The organism is Dechloromonas denitrificans, from assembly GCF_020510685.1.
Lineage (GTDB): Bacteria > Pseudomonadota > Gammaproteobacteria > Burkholderiales > Rhodocyclaceae > Azonexus > Azonexus denitrificans_A.
Map to the genome: position 1 here is coordinate 1 of NZ_CP075185.1, position 18,108 is coordinate 18,108.

Consider the following 18,108-nt stretch of genomic DNA (forward strand, 5'->3'; position numbering starts at 1 on the left):
ATGGCCGTTTTTTGGGAATCCTGTTTGCAGCGTTTTGAGCAGGAATTGCCCGCCCAGCAATTCAATACCTGGATCAAGCCACTTCGGCTCGAAGGCGAAGACACTGCCTTGGAAAATGGGCTGCGACTGATTGCGCCCAACGGTTTCATCCTGAAATGGGTGCGTGACCGCTACCTGTCGCGCATCGAAGACTACAGCCAGGCCTTTTTCTCGGCCCCGGTTACCATCGCCCTGGTCATTGGCAGTGGCAAGGCAACGGCCAGTCGGGCAGAAGGAACGCCGGACAAGGCAGAGGGCCAGACCAAAGCACCGGCGGCAAAAGAAATCTCGGCGCAGGAAAAATCCCGGGCCAAGGGCGGGAATTTTGAAAAATCCCGGTTGTTCCATGCCTTCACCTTCGACAATCTGGTGGTCGGCAAGGCCAACGATCTGGCTCGCGCTGCCGCCATTCAGGTCGCCAACAACCCGGGCGGCGCCTACAACCCGCTGTTCATCTACGGCGGCGCCGGTCTCGGCAAGACCCACCTGATTCACGCCATCGGCAATACCATCCTGGCCGAGAATCCGGAAAAGATCGTGCGTTATGTCCATGCCGAGGATTACTACTCCGACGTCGTGCGGGCCTATCAGCAAAAATCCTTCGACAGTTTCAAGCGGACCTATCGTTCGCTCGATGTGCTGCTCCTCGACGACGTGCAGTTCTTCAACGGCAAGAACCGCTCGCAGGAAGAGTTCTTCTTCCTGTTCAATGCGCTGATCGAGGCCCGCAAGCAGATCATCATCACCTGCGATACCTATCCGAAGGACATCAACGGCCTCGATGACCGCCTGGTCACCCGTTTCGACTGGGGCCTGACCGTCCAGATCGAGCCGCCGGAACTGGAAATGCGCGTCGCCATTCTGAAGAAGAAGGCCGAAGCCGAAGGCATGCAGCTCGACGACGAAGTCGCTTTCTTCATTGCCAAGCACTTGCGCTCGAATGTCCGCGAACTGGAAGGGGCGCTGAAGAAGGTGCTCGCCTATTCATCCTTCCACGGCCGCATCATCGCACTGGATCTGGCCAAGGAAGCGCTGAAGGACCTTATCGGTTCGGTGCGCAATGTCGGTATCGACAATATCCAGAAGACCGTCGCCGACTACTACAAGATCAAGGTTGCCGATTTCTTCTCGAAAAAGCGCACGCGGGCCATTGCCCGGCCGCGCCAGCTCGCCATGTGGCTCTGTCGCGAAGTGACTTCGCACAGCTACCCGGAAATTGGCGATGCCTTCGGTGGCCGCGATCACACCACGGTCATCCACGCGGTAAAAACTATCGATTCCCTGCGGCTGAAGGAGAACGAATTGAATCATGACCTGCATGTGCTGCTTCAGGTATTGAAAGGATGATGCCTGTCGATAAGCCTGGGGAAAAGCTGTCAGTCAATTGTGGATCATCGGGGAATAGCCGGTTTGTGGGAAAATTATCCAGAATCGATCCACAGGCAATCCAGAGCTTTCCCAAGAGCCGTAAAATTCACGCAATCATCTGAAAATAAAGAAAAATAATTTTTTATCCACAGAATTGTTCCCGATATAGTCTATTAAGGAATTTAATTTATGGTTCTTATTAAAAGTCAAAGAGACACGCTTCTCGCTCCTTTGCAGTCGGTATCGGGGATCGTCGAACGTCGTCACACCCTGCCGATCCTGTCCAACGTGCTGCTCGAAAAGAAGGGCGACAGGCTGACGCTGCTGGCCACCGACATCGAAATCCAGATCACCACATCCACCGAAGTGGCTGTCGGTGAAGGTGACGGCGCGGTAACGGTCGGCGCCCGCAAGCTGCAGGAAATCCTGCGTTCGTTGCCCGATACCGCCGAAGTCAGCCTGGTGCTCGAAGACAAGCGTCTGACGGTACGCGCCGGCAAGAGCCGTTTCAGCCTGCAAACGCTGCCGGCCGACGACTTTCCGCGGATGACGATGACCGAAGGCGAAACACGCCAGTTCTCGATCAGCCAAAAGGCCTTCCGCCACCTGCTGAGCAAGACCCAGTACGGCATGGCCGCCCAGGATGTCCGCTACTACCTGAACGGCCTGCTGTTGCTGGTCGAAGGCAAGGAACTGCGCGCCGTCGCCACCGACGGCCATCGTCTGGCCTTCGCCAGCGTCGAGATCGAAGCCGATCTGCCGCGTCAGGAAATGATCCTGCCGCGCAAGACGGTGCTCGAATTGAATCGTTTGCTGGTCGACAACGACGAGCCGCTGAACATCACGCTGGCCTCGAATCAGGTCCGTTTCGCGTTTGGCTCGGTGGTTCTGGTATCCAAGCTGATCGACGGCAAGTTCCCCGACTACGAACGCGTTGTCCCGGCGACCCTGAAGAATCACATGACGGTCGGTCGGCAGACCCTGATGCAGGCGATGAACCGCGCCGCCATCCTGACCAACGAAAAATTCCGGGGCATTCGGGTAGTTTTAGGCGAAAATAGCCTGAAATTGATGGCTGCCAATGCCGAGCAGGAAGAGGCGCAGGAAGAAATCGAAGTCCAATACACCGGTGATGCCATTGATGTCGGCTTCAATGTCGGTTATCTGCTCGATGTGCTGAACAACGTGCACACCGAAGAAATCCAGTGGAGTTTCAACGACGCCAACTCGAGCGCGCTGATTACCGTGCCGGGCAACGAGCGCTTCAAGTACGTCATCATGCCGATGCGTATCTGAGTCCTGTATTCAAAGATAAAGTTTCACGTGGAACACAAGTAATGATCGAAGAAAATAGTCCGCAGGACACCTCGCCGGGTTATGGTGAATCCAGTATTCAGATTCTTGAAGGCTTGGAAGCGGTGCGCAAGCGCCCGGGCATGTACATCGGCGACACCTCCGACGGTACCGGTCTGCACCATCTGGTTTTCGAGGTGGTCGACAACTCGATCGACGAAGCGTTGGCCGGGCATTGTGACGACATCGTCGTCACCATCCACACCGACAATTCGATCAGCGTCACCGACAACGGCCGGGGCATCCCGGTCGGCGTCAAGATGGACGACAAGCACGAGCCGAAGCGCTCGGCTGCGGAAATCGCGCTGACCGAACTGCACGCCGGCGGCAAGTTCAACCAGAACTCCTACAAGGTTTCCGGCGGCCTGCACGGCGTCGGCGTGTCCTGCGTCAATGCGCTGTCCAAGTGGCTGCGCCTGACCATCCGGCGCGACGGCAAGAAGCACACGATGGAGTTCTGCCGCGGCCATGCCGTCGATCGCCTGATCGAAGTGCGCAACGGCGTTGAAGTTTCGCCGCTCAAAGTCCTCGGCGAAACCGAAAAGCGCGGTACGGAAGTCCACTTCCTTGCCGACGACGAAATCTTCGAGCACATCGAGTTCCACTACGAAATTCTCGCCAAGCGCCTGCGCGAACTGTCTTTCCTGAACAACGGCGTGCGCATTCGCCTGGTCGATCAGCGCACCGGCAAGGAAGAAGACTTCGCCTTTGCCGGCGGCGTCCAGAGCTTTGTCGAATACATCAACCGTTCCAAGACCATCCTCCACCCGACCGTGTTCTACTCGGCCGGCGAAGCCAAGGTCGGCGATACCGGGGTGACCATCGGCGTCGAAGTCGCGATGCAGTGGAACGACTCGTATCAGGAACAGGTGCTCTGCTACACCAACAACATTCCGCAAGCTGACGGCGGCACCCACCTAACCGGCCTGCGCGCCGCGATGACCCGGGTCATCAACAAGTACATCGACGAAAACGATATCGCCAAGAAAGCCAAGGTCGAGATCGCCGGCGACGACATGCGCGAAGGCCTGGCCTGCGTGCTGTCGGTCAAGATGCCCGACCCGAAGTTCGCGTCGCAGACCAAGATGAAGCTGGTTTCCTCGGAAGCGCGTCCGGCCGTCGAAGAAGTCGTTGCCCAGAAACTGGCCGACTTCCTGCTCGAACGCCCGGTCGATGCCAAGATGATCACCGGCAAGATCGTCGAAGCCTCCCGGGCTCGCGAAGCCGCTCGCCGGGCCCGCGAACTGACCCGCCGCAAAGGCGTGCTGGATGGCGTCGGCCTGCCCGGCAAACTGGCCGACTGCCAGGAAAAAGACCCCGCCCTCTGCGAAATGTACGTGGTCGAGGGTGACTCCGCCGGCGGCTCCGCCAAGCAGGGTCGCGACCGGAAGTTCCAGGCCATCCTGCCGCTGCGCGGCAAGGTGCTCAACGTCGAAAAAGCCCGTTTCGACAAGCTGATTTCCTCCGAGCAGATCGTCACGCTGATCACCGCGCTCGGCACCGGCATCGGCAAGGACGAATTCAAGATCGAGAAGTTGCGTTACCACCGCATCATCATCATGACCGACGCGGACGTTGACGGCGCCCACATCCGTACCCTGCTGCTGACGCTGCTCTACCGCCAGATGCCGGAACTGATCGAACGCGGCTACGTCTATATCGCCCAGCCGCCGCTCTACCGGGTCAAGCACGGCAAGACCGAGCGCTACCTGAAGGACGACCAGGAATACCACCAGTTCCTGCTGCGCATGGCGATGGACGAAGCCAGCCTGACGCCGCGCGCCGATGCCGAGCCGATTGTCGGCGCGGCGCTGGAAGAACTGGCCCGCTCCTGGTTGCTGACCGAAGCGGTCATCGAACGCATTTCCCATCTGGTCGATCCGATCGTCCTCAAGGCGCTGGTACAGCACAACCTGAAGCTTGATCTGAGTTCCGAAGCCGGCGCCAAGGCCAGTTGCGAAATGCTCGAAAAGCATCTGGTCGGCGGCATCCATACGGTGCCCCGCTTTGACGACATCCAGGAACGCTGGACCCTGCGCGTCGAGAAAATTCATCACGGCAACCTCAAGGTCGGCCTGATCGACGAAGACCTGCTGCTCTCCGGCGACTTCATGCAACTGCACCGGACGGCCGAAACCCTTGCCGACCTGTTCGGACCGGGCGCCTTCATGGCCCGCGGCGAGAAGAAGCAGGTCGTCACCAATTTCGGCGACGCGATGAAGTGGCTGTTGGCCGACGTCGAACGCGGCATCAGCAAGCAGCGCTACAAAGGTCTCGGCGAAATGAACCCGTCGCAGCTGTGGGAAACCACCATGGACCCGAAAGTCCGCCGCCTGCTGCGCGTCCAGATCGACGACGCGATTGCCGCCGACGAGATCTTCACCACGCTGATGGGCGAACTGGTCGAGCCAAGAAGGGCGTTCATCGAAACCAATGCGTTGAATGCACGGATCGATATTTAATTTGTAGGTTCTCGTTTGAGTCTGGATTTACTTGGATAGAAAAATGCCGGTCGAAAGATCGGCATTTTTATCTCTGCTTTTCGGCCGGAGCTGCCGCTGACGCATAGACCAATATTAGGCAGTAGCGTGGCAGTAACCGGTTCTCAAGAACTGCTCAAATTCGAGGTATTTCGTTGTCATTGGCACCATACAGCATGCATAATGCGTTAGCTTTCACTTGCAGGCTTGATAAAGCCACGACCTTTGGATTTTGAACTTGCTCAATACGCATTCCCCTTCACGTTCGTCAGGTGACAACACAAAAACTATCCCATTTCTAAAGTGGGCGGGAGGAAAGCGTTGGCTGGCGTCTAGCCTAATTAAGGAAATTGGACAGCCAGAAGGGCGATACATTGAGCCATTTTTGGGCGGGGGAGCAGTATTTTTTACTCTTCATCCCAAAGATGCGGTGTTGGGCGATCTAAATACCGAACTTGTTGACACTTACAGGGCTATCCAGACGAACTGGAGAGGCGTATTAGAGAGGTTGGAGCGGCATCAAGAGGTGCACTCCAAAGAATATTACTATTCCATAAGGTCAGTTATTCCGGTGGGGCAACTTGATCGGGCCGCAAGGTTCATTTATCTAAATAGAACCTGCTGGAACGGGTTGTACAGAGTAAATCTTTCGGGCGTATTCAATGTACCCATCGGTACAAAAGATACGGTACTGTTAGACACTGATGATTTTGAGGCAATTGCGAATCTTCTTGAATCAGCGGAAGTACTTGCGGATGACTTTGAGCCATTAATTGACCAAGCTGCTGAGGGAGACGTAGTGTTTGCTGACCCGCCCTATACGGTAAGACACAAATTTAATGGGTTCGTTAAGTACAACGAAAATTTGTTTTCTTGGAGTGACCAAGTTCGATTGCGTAACTCACTACTACGTGCAATTAATCGTGGGGCGAAGGTCTTTGTAACAAATGCTGACCACGAAAGTATTAGGTCGCTTTATGAAGATGGATTTGAACTAAGCAGCGTTGAGCGATATAGCTCGATCAGCGGAAAATCAAGCACTAGAGGAACCTACCCCGAGCTGATTATTACTGGAAAGCGTGTAATCTCAGATTATTCTAACGAAATCACTGCGAACCCTGCTTGAGATGCGTATGTGGAGATTATTTAAATTAATTGGCGAATTTATGTTTGATTGGCTAATACGAATACCTCTTATCGGGCCGGTTTTTACATGTTCGGCCCGAGATCATTTTTCGGCTCTTTCTGACTTTTCAATCACGGTAGTTTTCTCAAGCATAACCTTTTGGTTGTCTGCTGTTATCCTTAGCGTACTAGATATAAACCATGGAATCGGCTTTGGTAATTTGCTTTCCAGTACAGTTCAAGGCGGAGAATTGTTTATTTTTTCGCTTGGGATTCTTGGGCCAATTCTAATTATCGTCATGGACGATGCTCGTAAGGCAAAGAGCTTTCCATCTGGCAAGTGGTTAATCTTCGTTTTGGTGGTTTCCGCATTACTATGTGGAAGCCTTTTTGCCATTATGAAGGCCAATGCTTCGCCAGGAGTAGGCGGGTTAGGCATAGATAAAAATCAAGCTGTAAGCATATCCTTCTGGGTTGCGGGGGTTGCTTGCGCTCTTCGATACCTTACGATTGCATACAATAAATCGCTGAGTCGGTTCAATGCAGAAGATCTTCAGGCCGGAGAACAACAATTCAAGAATGCCTTTGCCACTAGGCACGGAAAGGGAAATTAATGCAGCAGCGCAGTATTTTAAGAGATCCCTATCAGGTGGAAATCAAGGCTCTTCCTGTTGATCAACCACTTGGGACATTTTATATTGCAGCTCTTGATTCGAAGACGCTATGCGAAATAACTCACGCAGACGTCCGTAGAATGTACAAAGAGCGTGATATCGAGACCTATCTTGGTATACAACGTCCGCTAAATCCGAATCGTGTTCAGGAAATTAAAGAGTTTGTAAAGACATCGGATGCTTGTTTTCCGACTGGTGTCATTTTGGCGGTAAAAGGCCAATATGCTAATTATGATGAAAAATCCCTAACACTGACTCTTCGAAACTTTCAGAATGAGGGCGATGATGAAGGTGATATTGATCGCATAGAGATTGCTCAGGTTCTCGACGGCCAGCATCGCATCGAAGGATTGCAAGGGTACAATGGCAAGCCTTTTAATGTAAATATCGTTGTTTTTGTAGATATTGATATCGAGGATCAGGCTTACCTCTTTTCGACGGTTAACCTCGCGCAGACAAAGGTTAACAAGAGTCTCGTTTACGATCTCTTTGAGTATTCGAAATCAAGAAGCCCTCAGAAGACATGCCACAATGTGGCTGTTGCACTCGACCAATTGGAGGAATGCCCATTTCATCGACGCATTAAGCGATTAGGTGCTTCTACTCCCGGTAGATCTGGCGAGCGTTTGACTCAAGCGACGTTCGTTGAGTCCCTCCTTCCATATATTACGAAGAACCATATTCAAGATAGAGACCTTTTGATCAAAGGAAAAAATCCACGTCGAGCCAACGAAAATGAATCTATGGATCTTATTTTTAGAAACATGTTTTTAGATAATAGAGACATCGAGATCGCCGATGTTATTCTTTATTATTTTGAAGCAGCCAGAGATCGTTGGGGGCTTGCGTGGGAATCTGATGCTAAAGGTGCTGTGCTTGGAAAGACGAATGGTTTTAGGGCTTTGATGAAGCTATTAAGGCCGGCTTATTTGCGTCTCGGGAAGCCTGGCGATGTTATCCCTAAGAGCGAATTTTTGAAATTGTTTGAAAAAAGTTCGCTTAAAGACGAAGACTTCACTATTGACAACTTCAAACCGGGCACTAGTGGCGAATCCTCGCTGTATAAGGTTCTGGTAGAGCAGCTTGGATTATCCAATATTGCATGGTGACCGATTCGACCGGTTGGTAAATTTGTTTTCCGCTAGAGTTTAGTAGGATTGTTATCAAGAGAAACGCCCGATATTCATCGCATTACGAACCCAAGCCACCTAAGCAATGGAAAGTCAGGCTTTGGGCACGATCCGGCAGTAGCGTGAAAGGCAATTTTGCCTTTCAGCGAAGCTCCTAGACCACTGATGGGTAACCGCCTCATGCCGGCCGTTGGCCGACCAGCCAGCCGACGTCCCCCCATTTTCAGTAGCACAGGGCTTTAGAGTCCATACTGGCGCCGCGCCAACTATTTTTTCGCCGCCCCACAATATCCGCTCCTGTCGTTCGTCTACACAGGTATGGATACATCGCTTTCTCTTCCACCGCCTTACGAAAAGTCCATCCTGATGGCCGAGCGGAACCGACGTCTGACTGAAACCGTTGTCCGCGAAAGCGGGCGTCTGGGCAGCTTCATTCGTCAGCGGGTGCCAGATCCGGGCGAGGCGGAGGACATTCTGCAGGATGTCTTTTTCGAACTGGTCGAGGCCTGGCGTTTGCCGGAGCCGATCGAGCAGGTCGGCGCCTGGCTGTTTCGGGTGGCGCGGAATCGCATCGTCGACCGCTTTCGCAAGCGGCGCGAGGAACCCTTGCCAGCCGCCGGGCCAGAGGGGAACGACGAGGCGCTGTATTGGCTGGAGAACGCCATGCTAGCCAGCGATGGCGGCCCGGAGGCGGCGCACCTGCGTCGTCTGTGGCTCGATGCCATCGCCGCGGCGCTCGACGAGTTGCCAGCCGGGCCGCGCGATGTATTCATCGCCCATGAACTCGATGGCCGCAGCTTCAACGAAATGGCCGCTGAGCGCGGCACACCCTTGAACACCCTGCTTGGCTGGAAACGGCAGGCGGTCATGCACTTGCGCGAACGCCTGCGCCCCCTTTACGACGAACAATCTTGAACAAGGAATGACCATGATGAAATGCTCTACTGACAAAGCCGGCTGCGTTGCACGCTGCATCAAAATCGGCCTGCTGGCGGTGGCCGGCATTGCTGCCGTTACCTGGGTTGTCATGCAATTGTGGAACTGCCTGCTGCCCGACCTGTTTATCGGCGTCTCACCCATCGGCTACTGGCAGGCGCTTGGTGTGCTGGTCCTCTGCCGGATCCTGTTCGGCGGCATGCGCGGCGGTTGCCACGGCCATTGGCGCGAGCGCCGCGAACGCTGGGAAAAGATGACGCCGGAAGAGCGCCAACAGCTCAAGGGGCGCTTCCGTAGCCGCTGGAGCAACTGTTGTTCCGCAGATAAGGCCGTGGATTCGGCGAGCGGTGGCGACACGGGCGACAAGCCTGCCGGCGGCGCCTGAGCGACGATAGACGCGCCGCCCGGGTTCGGCCGGGCGGTGGCGGCTGAACAGCGCTGCCACTGAAAACAGCACCTCAACCCCAAGCCCTGGCCGGGCGTTTTCATCGGCCGGGGCCACAACAAAACAAGAACGAAAAGAACCCCATGTCCATCACCCGATCCTTGCCTCGACTGGCGCCCAGCCGTCATCTGCTGCCCGGCCGCTTGCGCCGCACCCTGTGGCGTTTTCTGCCGCTCATCGGCGGCCTGCATGCCTACATCGGCTGGCGCTTGCTGCCGCCCCTCGACCTCAGCACCGGCGGTCTGGCGCTGGCCATCGTCGGGCTGGTGATTTCGACCTGCCTCGTCCCGCTCGGCCTGCTGGCGCGCTTCGTCGTCGCCCGTCAGGCGCTGGCCGACCGGCTCGGCTGGCTGGGCGGTCTGGCAATGGGGCTGTTTTCGTCGGTGCTGGTGTTGACCGTGCTGCGCGATGCCCTTCGGCTGTTCGCTGACGCGCCGTCGCTGAACGAGCCGACGGCCATCGCCGTGCTTGGTCTGGCCGGCCTGGTTACGCTGGTCGGCTACGTCAATGCCCGGCGGGTGGCTCGCGTCCTCCGTGTCGATATCCCGCTGGCCGGATTGCCCGCTGAACTGGCGGGATTCACCATCGTCCAGCTCAGCGACATCCACGTTGGGCCGACGATCAAGCGGGGATACGTCCAGGCCATTGTCGACCGGGTCAATCAGCTCGATGCCGATCTGGTCGCCATCACCGGCGACGTGGTCGATGGCAGCGTCGGACAGTTGCGCGCCCATACCGCGCCGCTTGGCGGGTTGACCAGCCGGCATGGCAGCTATGTCGTGACCGGCAACCACGAGTACTACTCCGGTGCGGCAGCCTGGATGTGCGAGTTCGAGCGCATCGGACTGCGCGGGCTGCATAACCGCCACGTCGTCATCACCCACCGCGGAGCCCGCTTCATTCTGGCCGGGGTCACCGATTTTTCGGCCGCTGCCTTCGATTCCGCCCAGGCCAGCGATCCGCGTGGGGCGCTCGCCGGCAGCCCGCCCGATCTGCTGCGTATCCTCCTCGCCCACCAGCCCCGCTCGGCGCACGCAGCCGAAGCCGCCGGCTTCGACCTCCAGCTTTCCGGCCATACCCATGGCGGCCAGTTCTGGCCGTGGAATCTCTTCGTCCAGCTGCAGCAACCGTTTACTGCCGGCTTGCACCGACTCGGTCGGCTGGCTGTCTATACCAGTCGCGGCACCGGCTACTGGGGGCCGCCCAAACGCTTTGGCGCACCGTCGGAAATCACCGTGCTGCGGCTGATCCCGGCTTAGGGTTGGCGGCGCATTCGCCAAAGTTAGGGTGAGATAAACCAGCGAACTAGAAAACTTGGAAAATTAAATTCGTATGCCGTTATCATCTCGACCTGCCTGACTCATCAATTCGAGCAAACAGTGGAGGGGTTGATTATGACCAGACCAGCATTCGTGGCGGCTTGGGCCGCCTCGCAAAGGATCTACAACTCGGTAAATTCCGGGGAGCGGGTTGCAGAGGTCGTTGGCGGTGACGTAGCTGCTCACATCCGGGACAAGAAGAACCCGTGGCGAAACACTTGTGCCGTGCGCATGAGCTACATCTTGAGCCAGTCTGGCCTCAGTATTCCGGCTACGGTGGGGAAGACCAAGAAGGGTGGCGACGATAGGAACTATTTTTTCCGGGTAAAGGATGTGATTACCTTTCTGACCCACCGATGGGGGACTCCAGAAGTGGTTGCCTACCCTCCGTCGGGCGGTGGCGTGCTGGTTGGGAAGAAAGGCGTTGTCTTATTCGACGTGCAGGGGTGGGGTGATGCAAGCGGCCACGCCACGCTTTTCGATGGAACAGGCTGCTATGACCATTGCTATTTCAATGAGCCGGGCGCCACGTACCAGACCAGCCGGGCGAATTTCTGGGGGCTCTCCTGATGCTGGCGCGCATTTTTGCTGCTCTCGTATTGTGTTCATCGCTGACCGCAACGGCGGCGGATTCGATCACTGCGACGGGGCGGACCAACGCAGAGAACTACAAGGATCGGGCGCTAGCCGGCTGCATTGCGGAAGCCTACAAAGGGACGCCGGCCGGCGAGGATGCCGCGATAACGAAAAGTGCATTCATTGAATGGACTTATTACGACGACGACCGAGGCGACCCGGCAACCGAACAGCTTGTCGAAACCTACCTGCGCCGCGACTACCGCAACCCCGTGGAAGGCTACGCCGGCGCCCGCTTCGACCTGCTTAAGTGCATCGACATGTATCACAGCCCACAACTCGACGCACAGGTCAGGCAGTACGTGCCGAAGCCCGATTGGGTCGGTGACAAGCCGAACAGGCCGAAGCGGAAATGACCGCTGGCGCGTTTTTGTTTGAGAGCACTCCGGAAAAGGCGTCGCTGCGCTAGTAAGCAGTTGCTTCTCTGTCCCTTACCTTGACGGTGGCAAGTAAAGGCTCCAACCTTTGGAGCCTTTACCCATTTCACGGAGAGCATTTGCATGCGGGTTGTCGTTCAACGGGTCAATGAAGCTTCCGTTGCGGTGGATGGGCGGACGGTTGGCCGGATCGGGGCCGGCTTGCTGGTGCTGGCCGGGTTCGAGGCGGCCGATGGCGAGGCCGATCTGGCGTGGATGGCGGGCAAGATTGTCCGGATGCGGATTTTTGCCGACGCGGACGGGGTGATGAATCGCAGCGTGCAGGAGGCCGGCGGGGAGATTCTGGCGGTTTCGCAATTCACTCTTTTTGCCTCGGTGAAGAAGGGCAACCGGCCGTCGTGGAGCCGGGCGGCGCCGGGTGAGGTGTCGCAGCCGTTGTTCGAGCGCTTCGTCGAAAAGCTGTCGGGCGAGCTGGGCAAGCCGGTGCCGACCGGGGTATTCGGGGCCGACATGCAGGTCAGCCTGATCAATGACGGGCCGGTGACGATCAGCCTGGACTCAAGGGCCCCGGAGTAAAGCCCTCAGCGGCCGGCCAGCGCCTGCCGGAGGCGGCCGATGCCGTCCCGCCCGCCGGCCCGGGCCGGCGTTTCTGCGGTGTTCATCGGGCCAGGCCTGGCGCTGCGTTCGAGGACTATTCGGTTTTCCGGTCGCTGAGCAGGACATCCGGATAGCCTTCCGGTGCATCCTGATGGGTGTAGATCTCCTTGATCTGGAACTCCAGATCGGTCAACGCACCGTATTCGTCGGCGTAGATGTCCTTGACCCGAAGGATTTCCGGCAGCGCCCGGCGGAAGGCTGCGAGCAGTTGCGGATCGAAATGCCGGCCGTTTTCGGCATCCATCAGCTCGAGCGAGCGTTCGACGCTAAAGGCGGATTTGTACGGCCGTTGCGAGAGCAGCGCGTCGAAAACGTCGGCGATGGCGACGATGCGCCCTTCGAGCGGAATATCTTCGCCCTTGAGGCCGCGCGGGTAGCCGCTGCCGTCCCATTTCTCGTGGTGGGAGAGGGCGATGATGCGGGCCGACTCGAGCAGTTCGTTTTCGTGCTTGCCGATGATTTCGGCACCCATGATCGGGTGCTGGTGCATCACTTTCCATTCCTCCGCATCGAGTCGGCCGGGCTTCAGCAGGATCGAGTCGGGAATGCCGATTTTGCCGATATCGTGCATCGGCGCGGTGTTGAAAATGATGTTGGCGGCTTCTTCGCCGAGGCCGTGGGCGCTGGCGATCAGCCGAGCGTAGTGGCTCATGCGCAGGACGTGGTTGCCGGTTTCGTTGTCCTTGAACTCGGCGGCCCGGCCGAGGCGGCGGATGATCTGCTGGCGGGTCGTCAGCAGTTCCTCGGTGCGCTGGCGGACCATCCGTTCGAGCTCGCGCGACTGATCGTAGAGGGCAAGATGGGTCCGCACCCGGGCCCGGACGATCGGCGGGCTGATCGGCTTGGTGATGTAATCGACGGCGCCGAGCGCCAGGCCGCGTTCTTCATCCTCGACGCTGGTCATCGCCGTGACGAAAATGATCGGAATCCGCCGCCGGTCGGGGTTGGCCTTCAGGCGCCGGCAGATCTCCAGGCCGCTCAGGCCGGGCATCATGATGTCGAGCAGGATCAGATCGGGCGGTTCGTCGGAATAGACGATTTTCAGCGCCTTTTCACCGGAGGTGGCGACGCGGATCCGGTAGTCGTCGCACAGCACGTCGGTCAGCAGATCGATGTTGTCCGGGGTGTCGTCGACGACCAGGATGCTTTGTTTGGGGAGCAGGTTGGGCATGACTTCTCCGGTCCATTCAGGTGGTCAGTTTGCTGCGGATTTGTTGCAGCGTGGTGAGTGCATCTTCAAATTCGTAATGACTGATCTGCCGCGCCAGGGTGTCGGCCAGGGCCGGATCGGTTTGTCCGGCCAGCCAACCCGATAGCTCTTCGAAATAACGGCCGGTTGTCGCATCGTCATTATCCAGAAGCTCCTGCAGCTCGGCCAGCATCACGTGCTGCGTGGCGCGATCGGGCGGTTCGACGCTCGGTAGCTCGGGTTCCTGGCCGATGGCCTCGGCCAGCGCGAAGACGGGCAACAATTCGGTCGCCAGCCGGGCGATCAGCCGCTCGATCAGCGGGCCATCCGGGGCGCCGTTCTGTTTCAGCCGCTCTTCCAGTTCGCCCGCCGTGCGGGCCAGGGCGACGGCGCCGATCGTGCCCGCCAGGCCGCGCAGGGTGTGGGCCTGCAGGATCAGGCCGGGGTTGTTGCCGGTTTGCCAGGCCTGGCTCAGGCGGTCAATGACGTCGTGCTGGTTTTCCCGGAAGCGGCTGAGCAGCCGGTCATACATCTGCTGATTGCCGCCGAGGCGGGCCAGGGCGCCGGCCGTGTCGATGTCGCCGGTTGTCCTGCCGGCCGGCTCCTGCGTTTCGCCGGGGGTCGGCTGGGCCGGGCTGTCCAGCCAGCGGGCCAGTGTGGCATAGAGCATGGCGACATCGATCGGCTTCGGTATGTGATCGTTCATGCCGGCGGCCAGGCACAGCTGGCGGTCGCCGGCCAGGGCGTTGGCGGTCATGGCGATGATCGGCAGCCGGTCGTTCGGGGCCAGCCGGCGAATGTGTCGCGTCGCCTCGTAGCCGTCCATCACCGGCATCTGGCAATCCATCAGGATCAGGTCGTAGTCCTTCTCTTTGACGCGGTCGACCGCCTGTTGACCGTTTTCGGCGAGATCGACGGTCAAGCCGACGATCCGCAGCATTTCTTCGGCCAGCTCGCGATTGACCTCGTTGTCCTCGACCAGCAGGACCTGGCGCCCGGCCAGGCGGTAGGCCGGTTTGGCCGGTTCGGCCAGACGCTCGTCCGGATCGACCTCCTGGTGCAGGGCGCTGACGATGCTGTCGAACAGTGATGAAGACGTCGCCGGCTTGCCGAGGATGGCGCCGACCGATTGGTTGCCGAGGGCGCCAAGCAGTTCTGCCTGATCGTCGGCGGTACTGATGATGATCGCCGGCTCGGCTTCGCCAGCCAGGCTTTGGCGCAGCTGGCCGAGCAGTTCGACACCATCCATCGCCGGCATTTTCCAGTCGATGATCAGCAGGCCGAAGGGCTGGCCGGTTTGCCGGGCGGCATCGACTTCGGCCAGGGCCTCGGCGCCGCTCGCCGCCAAACGGTGCTCGATGCCCAGGGCGTCAAGCATGTGGGCGAAAACCTCGCGGGCGGCGGCGCTGTGATCGACGACCAGCGTCCGCAGGTGGGTTGGCAGGCCGATGCGGGCGGGCGTTTCAGCGTCGCCGGCGGGCAGCGCGAAAGGCATCAGGAAGCTGAAGCGGCTGCCGACGCCGGGCTGGCTGCTGACGCTGATCCGGCCGCCTTGCAGCTCGACGATGCGCTTGCAGATCGACAGGCCGAGGCCGGTGCCGCCATATTTGCGGGTGGTCGAGGTATCGGCCTGGGTAAAGGCCGAGAACAACTGGGCCTGCTGCTCGACGGTCAGGCCGATGCCGGTATCGCGCACTTCGAAGCTGAGTTCGACCAGATCGGCGTTCTTGTCTTCGAGCTTGATGGTGACGGTGATTTCGCCGGCTTCGGTGAATTTGACGGCATTGCCGACCAGGTTGAGGAGCACCTGGCCGAGCCGCAGCGAGTCGCCGATCAGCCGGTCGGGAACCTCCGGGGCGATGTCGAAGAGCAGTTCCAGGCCGCGTTCGCGGGCTTTCAGCGCCGACAGGTCGGCGAGGTGCTGCATCGTTGCATCGAGGCTGAACACGCTGCGCTCGAAGAGCATCATGCCGGCGTCGATCTTCGACAGGTCGAGAATGTCGTTGATGATGCCGAGCAGTCCCTTGGCGGCATTGTCGACCTTGCTCAGATAGTTCTTCTGGCGCACCGTCAATTCGGTTTGCAGGGCGAGGTGGGTCATGCCGATGATGGCATTCATCGGGGTGCGGATTTCGTGACTCATGTTGGCCAGGAAGTCGGCCTTGGCGGCCGCCGCCGATTCGGCCGCCGCCCGCGCCCGGCCGGCTTCGCGCTCGGCGTCCTTCTGGGCGGTGATATCGACGATCACGCCGATCAGGCCGCCCGGCGTGGCGTCGGGGGCACGAAAGCCGCTGACCGAATAGAGCGTGTCGCGCAGGCTGCCGTCGGCCGACGTCATCTGCGCTTCGCGGACGAGGCGGCTGCACGCGGCGATGGTCGCTTCATCCTCGGCTTGGTATGCCTGGCGTGCGGCTTCCGGCAGATACGCGAGGTCGAGTACCCGTTTGCCGATGAAGGCGCGTCGCTCGACGCCGAAAAATTCTTCATAGGCCTGGTTGCAACCGAGGAAGCGGGTATCGGCTCCCTTGTAGAAAATGGGGTTGGGAATGGTGTCGAGCAGGGCCTGCAGGAAGGCGAACTGGCGGATCAGTTCGCGTTCGATTTCGCGCCGGTCGGAAATGTCGAGCACGGTAATCAGCAGCGAGTCGAGTTCGCCATTTTCATTGCGCACGGCGGCGATCTGCACGTCGCCCCAGCGCGGCTGGCCGCTCTGGTCGACAAATTCGAATTCGCTGCGCAGGCCGCTGCCACCGGCGTCGGCCACGCTGGCCAGGGCGGCCCGCATGCGCGCCTGTTCCGGTGCGGTGAGGACGTCGGTGTCCGGGTTCTGCAGCAGCACTTCGATCGGGTAGCCGATGAAATCGGCAAAGGCACGATTGACCCGGGTCGGTAGTTGATCCGGGCCGAGGCTGATGATGCCGACCGCCGCATTGTCGAAGATGGTCCGGAAGAAGGCTTCCCGCTTCTGCAGGCTGCCCTGGCTCTGGCGCAGGGCCAGGGTCCGTTCGGCGATCTTCTGTTCGAGTTCGGCGTTGGCTTCCTGCAGCGCCAAGCGGGCGCTCTGCAGTTGGCGGCGCATGCCTTCGAGGGCCGTCGCCAGTTGGGTCACTTCGCGCCATGGCGCAGCGGTGACCACCGGCTGCTCGAGTTCCAGTCGACCGATCCGTTCGCTGGCTTCGGCCAGGGCCTTGAGCGGTTCCCCGAACTGCCCGGCGATACGGATGGCGACGGCCATGCCGAGGGCGAGGGCGGAGAGCGTGATCAGGCCAAGCAGGAGCAGATCCTGGCTGGTAATCGGGACGAAATCGCTTTCCGGCGCGACGACTCCCAGCCATACCGGCTGGGCGCTTCCGGTGAGCGGCTGGAAGAGGCTGAGCCAGCGCCCGTCCGGTCGGTGCAGCGGGTGCATCCGGCTGGCCGGGCTGGGGTCGGCGCGCCAGCGCCGAAAGCCCTCGGCCAGTTCGCCCAGGCCAAGTTCGTCGGCGGTTTTGAGGACTGCGGCATTGATCGAGTCGCGGTCGTGGAAGCGCGGGTCGCGGGGCGGCGCGATCAGCTTGCCGTCATCCTGAAACAGGGCGGCCTGGCCGTGGCTGCCCGGGGCCAGCCGCGTCGTGTATTCGGCGATGCTGCTCAGGCGGACATCGTGGCCGATGATGTAGGTGCTGCCGTCGCGGCCGGTCCAGCGCATGGCGGCAGTGATGCCGGGGTCGCCGGTGGTGTAGAAGATGTACGGCTCGGTCCAGTGAATGGCCTGGTCGCTGCTCAGGGCCATGCCGCCGGTGAACCACGGGCGCTGGCGGGCATCGTAGTCGCGTTCGCGCAGTTCGACGCTTTCGATCTCGCGGCGCGCATTCCAGGTGATCCAGTAAGTCTGTTGGCCCCACTCGGCCGGGTTGCTCAGGCGATTGATCCAGCGCCCGTCTTCACCGAGCAGGAGCAGGATCTCGCGGCCGGATTGATGGGCCAGGATGACCGAGGCGATTTCGCCATGATTGGCGATGATCGGGAAAAAGAACTCGTTGAAGCGCTGCAGTTCGGCGTGTTCGAGGTCGCCGGCAACCCCCCAGCCCTGGCTGCTGCGCAGCGTGGCTTCGACGGTTTTCAGCAGTTGGCTGTAGCGCGCTTCGACCTGTTCGGCGGCAAGCCGCATCTGGCTTTCGCCAAGCCGATCGATGGTCGGGCGGCCGATCAGCAGATAGAGGCAGAGGGTGAAGGCGGCGAGGGCGAAAAGGATGAGCAGCCCGATCCGCAGGACCAGACTGTTGGCGAAACCAGGCTTTCTGAAGGAGACGTCCTTCAACATTCCACATCCCCCTTTGGTTGGGTGCCCGCGCGCTGATCCTCGTTATATGCCGATACGGCTGCCTATCCTGACAGTTT

14 protein-coding genes are annotated in these 18,108 nt (G+C 59.1%); 12 read left to right on the forward strand and 2 right to left on the reverse strand.

Annotated features, from left to right (window positions below):
* The 12 genes from dnaA to dtd all read left to right on the forward strand — a co-directional run bounded on the left by dnaA (position 1) and on the right by dtd (position 12,458).
* On the forward strand, positions 1-1,386 hold the full coding sequence (gene dnaA / locus KI611_RS00005; RefSeq protein WP_226417798.1) for a chromosomal replication initiator protein DnaA: 1,386 nt from the start codon (positions 1-3) through the stop codon (positions 1,384-1,386).
* A 210-nt stretch (positions 1,387-1,596) separates the two neighbouring features.
* Positions 1,597-2,703, forward strand: coding sequence for a DNA polymerase III subunit beta (gene dnaN / locus KI611_RS00010; RefSeq protein ID WP_226417799.1), 1,107 nt, complete (start codon positions 1,597-1,599; stop codon positions 2,701-2,703).
* Between the two features lie 41 nt (positions 2,704-2,744).
* The gene (gyrB, locus tag KI611_RS00015; protein WP_226417800.1) at positions 2,745-5,222 is read left to right on the forward strand and encodes a DNA topoisomerase (ATP-hydrolyzing) subunit B; all 2,478 of its coding nucleotides are present in this window, start codon (positions 2,745-2,747) and stop codon (positions 5,220-5,222) included.
* Between the two features lie 256 nt (positions 5,223-5,478).
* A complete protein-coding gene (locus KI611_RS00020; RefSeq protein WP_226417801.1) occupies positions 5,479-6,366 on the forward strand; it encodes a DNA adenine methylase in 888 nt (295 codons plus the stop codon).
* Between the two features lie 7 nt (positions 6,367-6,373).
* Positions 6,374-6,979, forward strand: a complete 606-nt coding sequence (locus KI611_RS00025) for a hypothetical protein (RefSeq protein WP_226417802.1) — start codon at positions 6,374-6,376, stop codon at positions 6,977-6,979.
* Positions 6,979-8,148, forward strand: coding sequence for a DGQHR domain-containing protein (locus KI611_RS00030; RefSeq protein ID WP_226417803.1), 1,170 nt, complete (start codon positions 6,979-6,981; stop codon positions 8,146-8,148). Before KI611_RS00025 ends, KI611_RS00030 begins: the two co-directional genes overlap by 1 nt.
* A 387-nt stretch (positions 8,149-8,535) precedes the next feature.
* Positions 8,536-9,084, forward strand: coding sequence for an RNA polymerase sigma factor (locus KI611_RS00035; protein WP_226417804.1), 549 nt, complete (start codon positions 8,536-8,538; stop codon positions 9,082-9,084).
* A 16-nt stretch (positions 9,085-9,100) separates the two neighbouring features.
* Positions 9,101-9,490, forward strand: a complete 390-nt coding sequence (locus KI611_RS00040) for a DUF3106 domain-containing protein (protein WP_226417805.1) — start codon at positions 9,101-9,103, stop codon at positions 9,488-9,490.
* A 143-nt stretch (positions 9,491-9,633) separates the two neighbouring features.
* Entirely contained in the window at positions 9,634-10,809 is a 1,176-nt protein-coding gene (locus KI611_RS00045; protein ID WP_226417806.1) for a metallophosphoesterase, read from the forward strand.
* 135 nt (positions 10,810-10,944) lie between these two features.
* Positions 10,945-11,439, forward strand: a complete 495-nt coding sequence (locus tag KI611_RS00050) for a T6SS effector amidase Tae4 family protein (RefSeq protein WP_226417807.1) — start codon at positions 10,945-10,947, stop codon at positions 11,437-11,439.
* A complete protein-coding gene (locus KI611_RS00055) occupies positions 11,439-11,861 on the forward strand; it encodes a type VI secretion system amidase immunity protein Tai4 (RefSeq protein WP_226417808.1) in 423 nt (140 codons plus the stop codon). Before KI611_RS00050 ends, KI611_RS00055 begins: the two co-directional genes overlap by 1 nt.
* 144 nt (positions 11,862-12,005) lie before the next feature.
* On the forward strand, positions 12,006-12,458 hold the full coding sequence (dtd, locus tag KI611_RS00060; RefSeq protein ID WP_226417809.1) for a D-aminoacyl-tRNA deacylase: 453 nt from the start codon (positions 12,006-12,008) through the stop codon (positions 12,456-12,458).
* Positions 12,459-12,573: 115 nt separating this feature from the next.
* Here the strand turns inward: dtd and KI611_RS00065 are convergent, their stop codons facing one another.
* Both KI611_RS00065 and KI611_RS00070 read right to left on the reverse strand, forming a co-directional pair.
* Positions 12,574-13,710, reverse strand: a complete 1,137-nt coding sequence (locus tag KI611_RS00065; RefSeq protein ID WP_226417810.1) for an HD-GYP domain-containing protein — start codon at positions 13,708-13,710, stop codon at positions 12,574-12,576.
* A 16-nt stretch (positions 13,711-13,726) separates the two neighbouring features.
* Positions 13,727-18,031 carry a response regulator gene (locus KI611_RS00070; RefSeq protein ID WP_226417811.1) on the reverse strand — a complete coding sequence of 1,435 codons (4,305 nt, stop codon included), beginning with the start codon at positions 18,029-18,031 and terminating at the stop codon, positions 13,727-13,729.
* Positions 18,032-18,108: the final 77 nt, after the last annotated feature.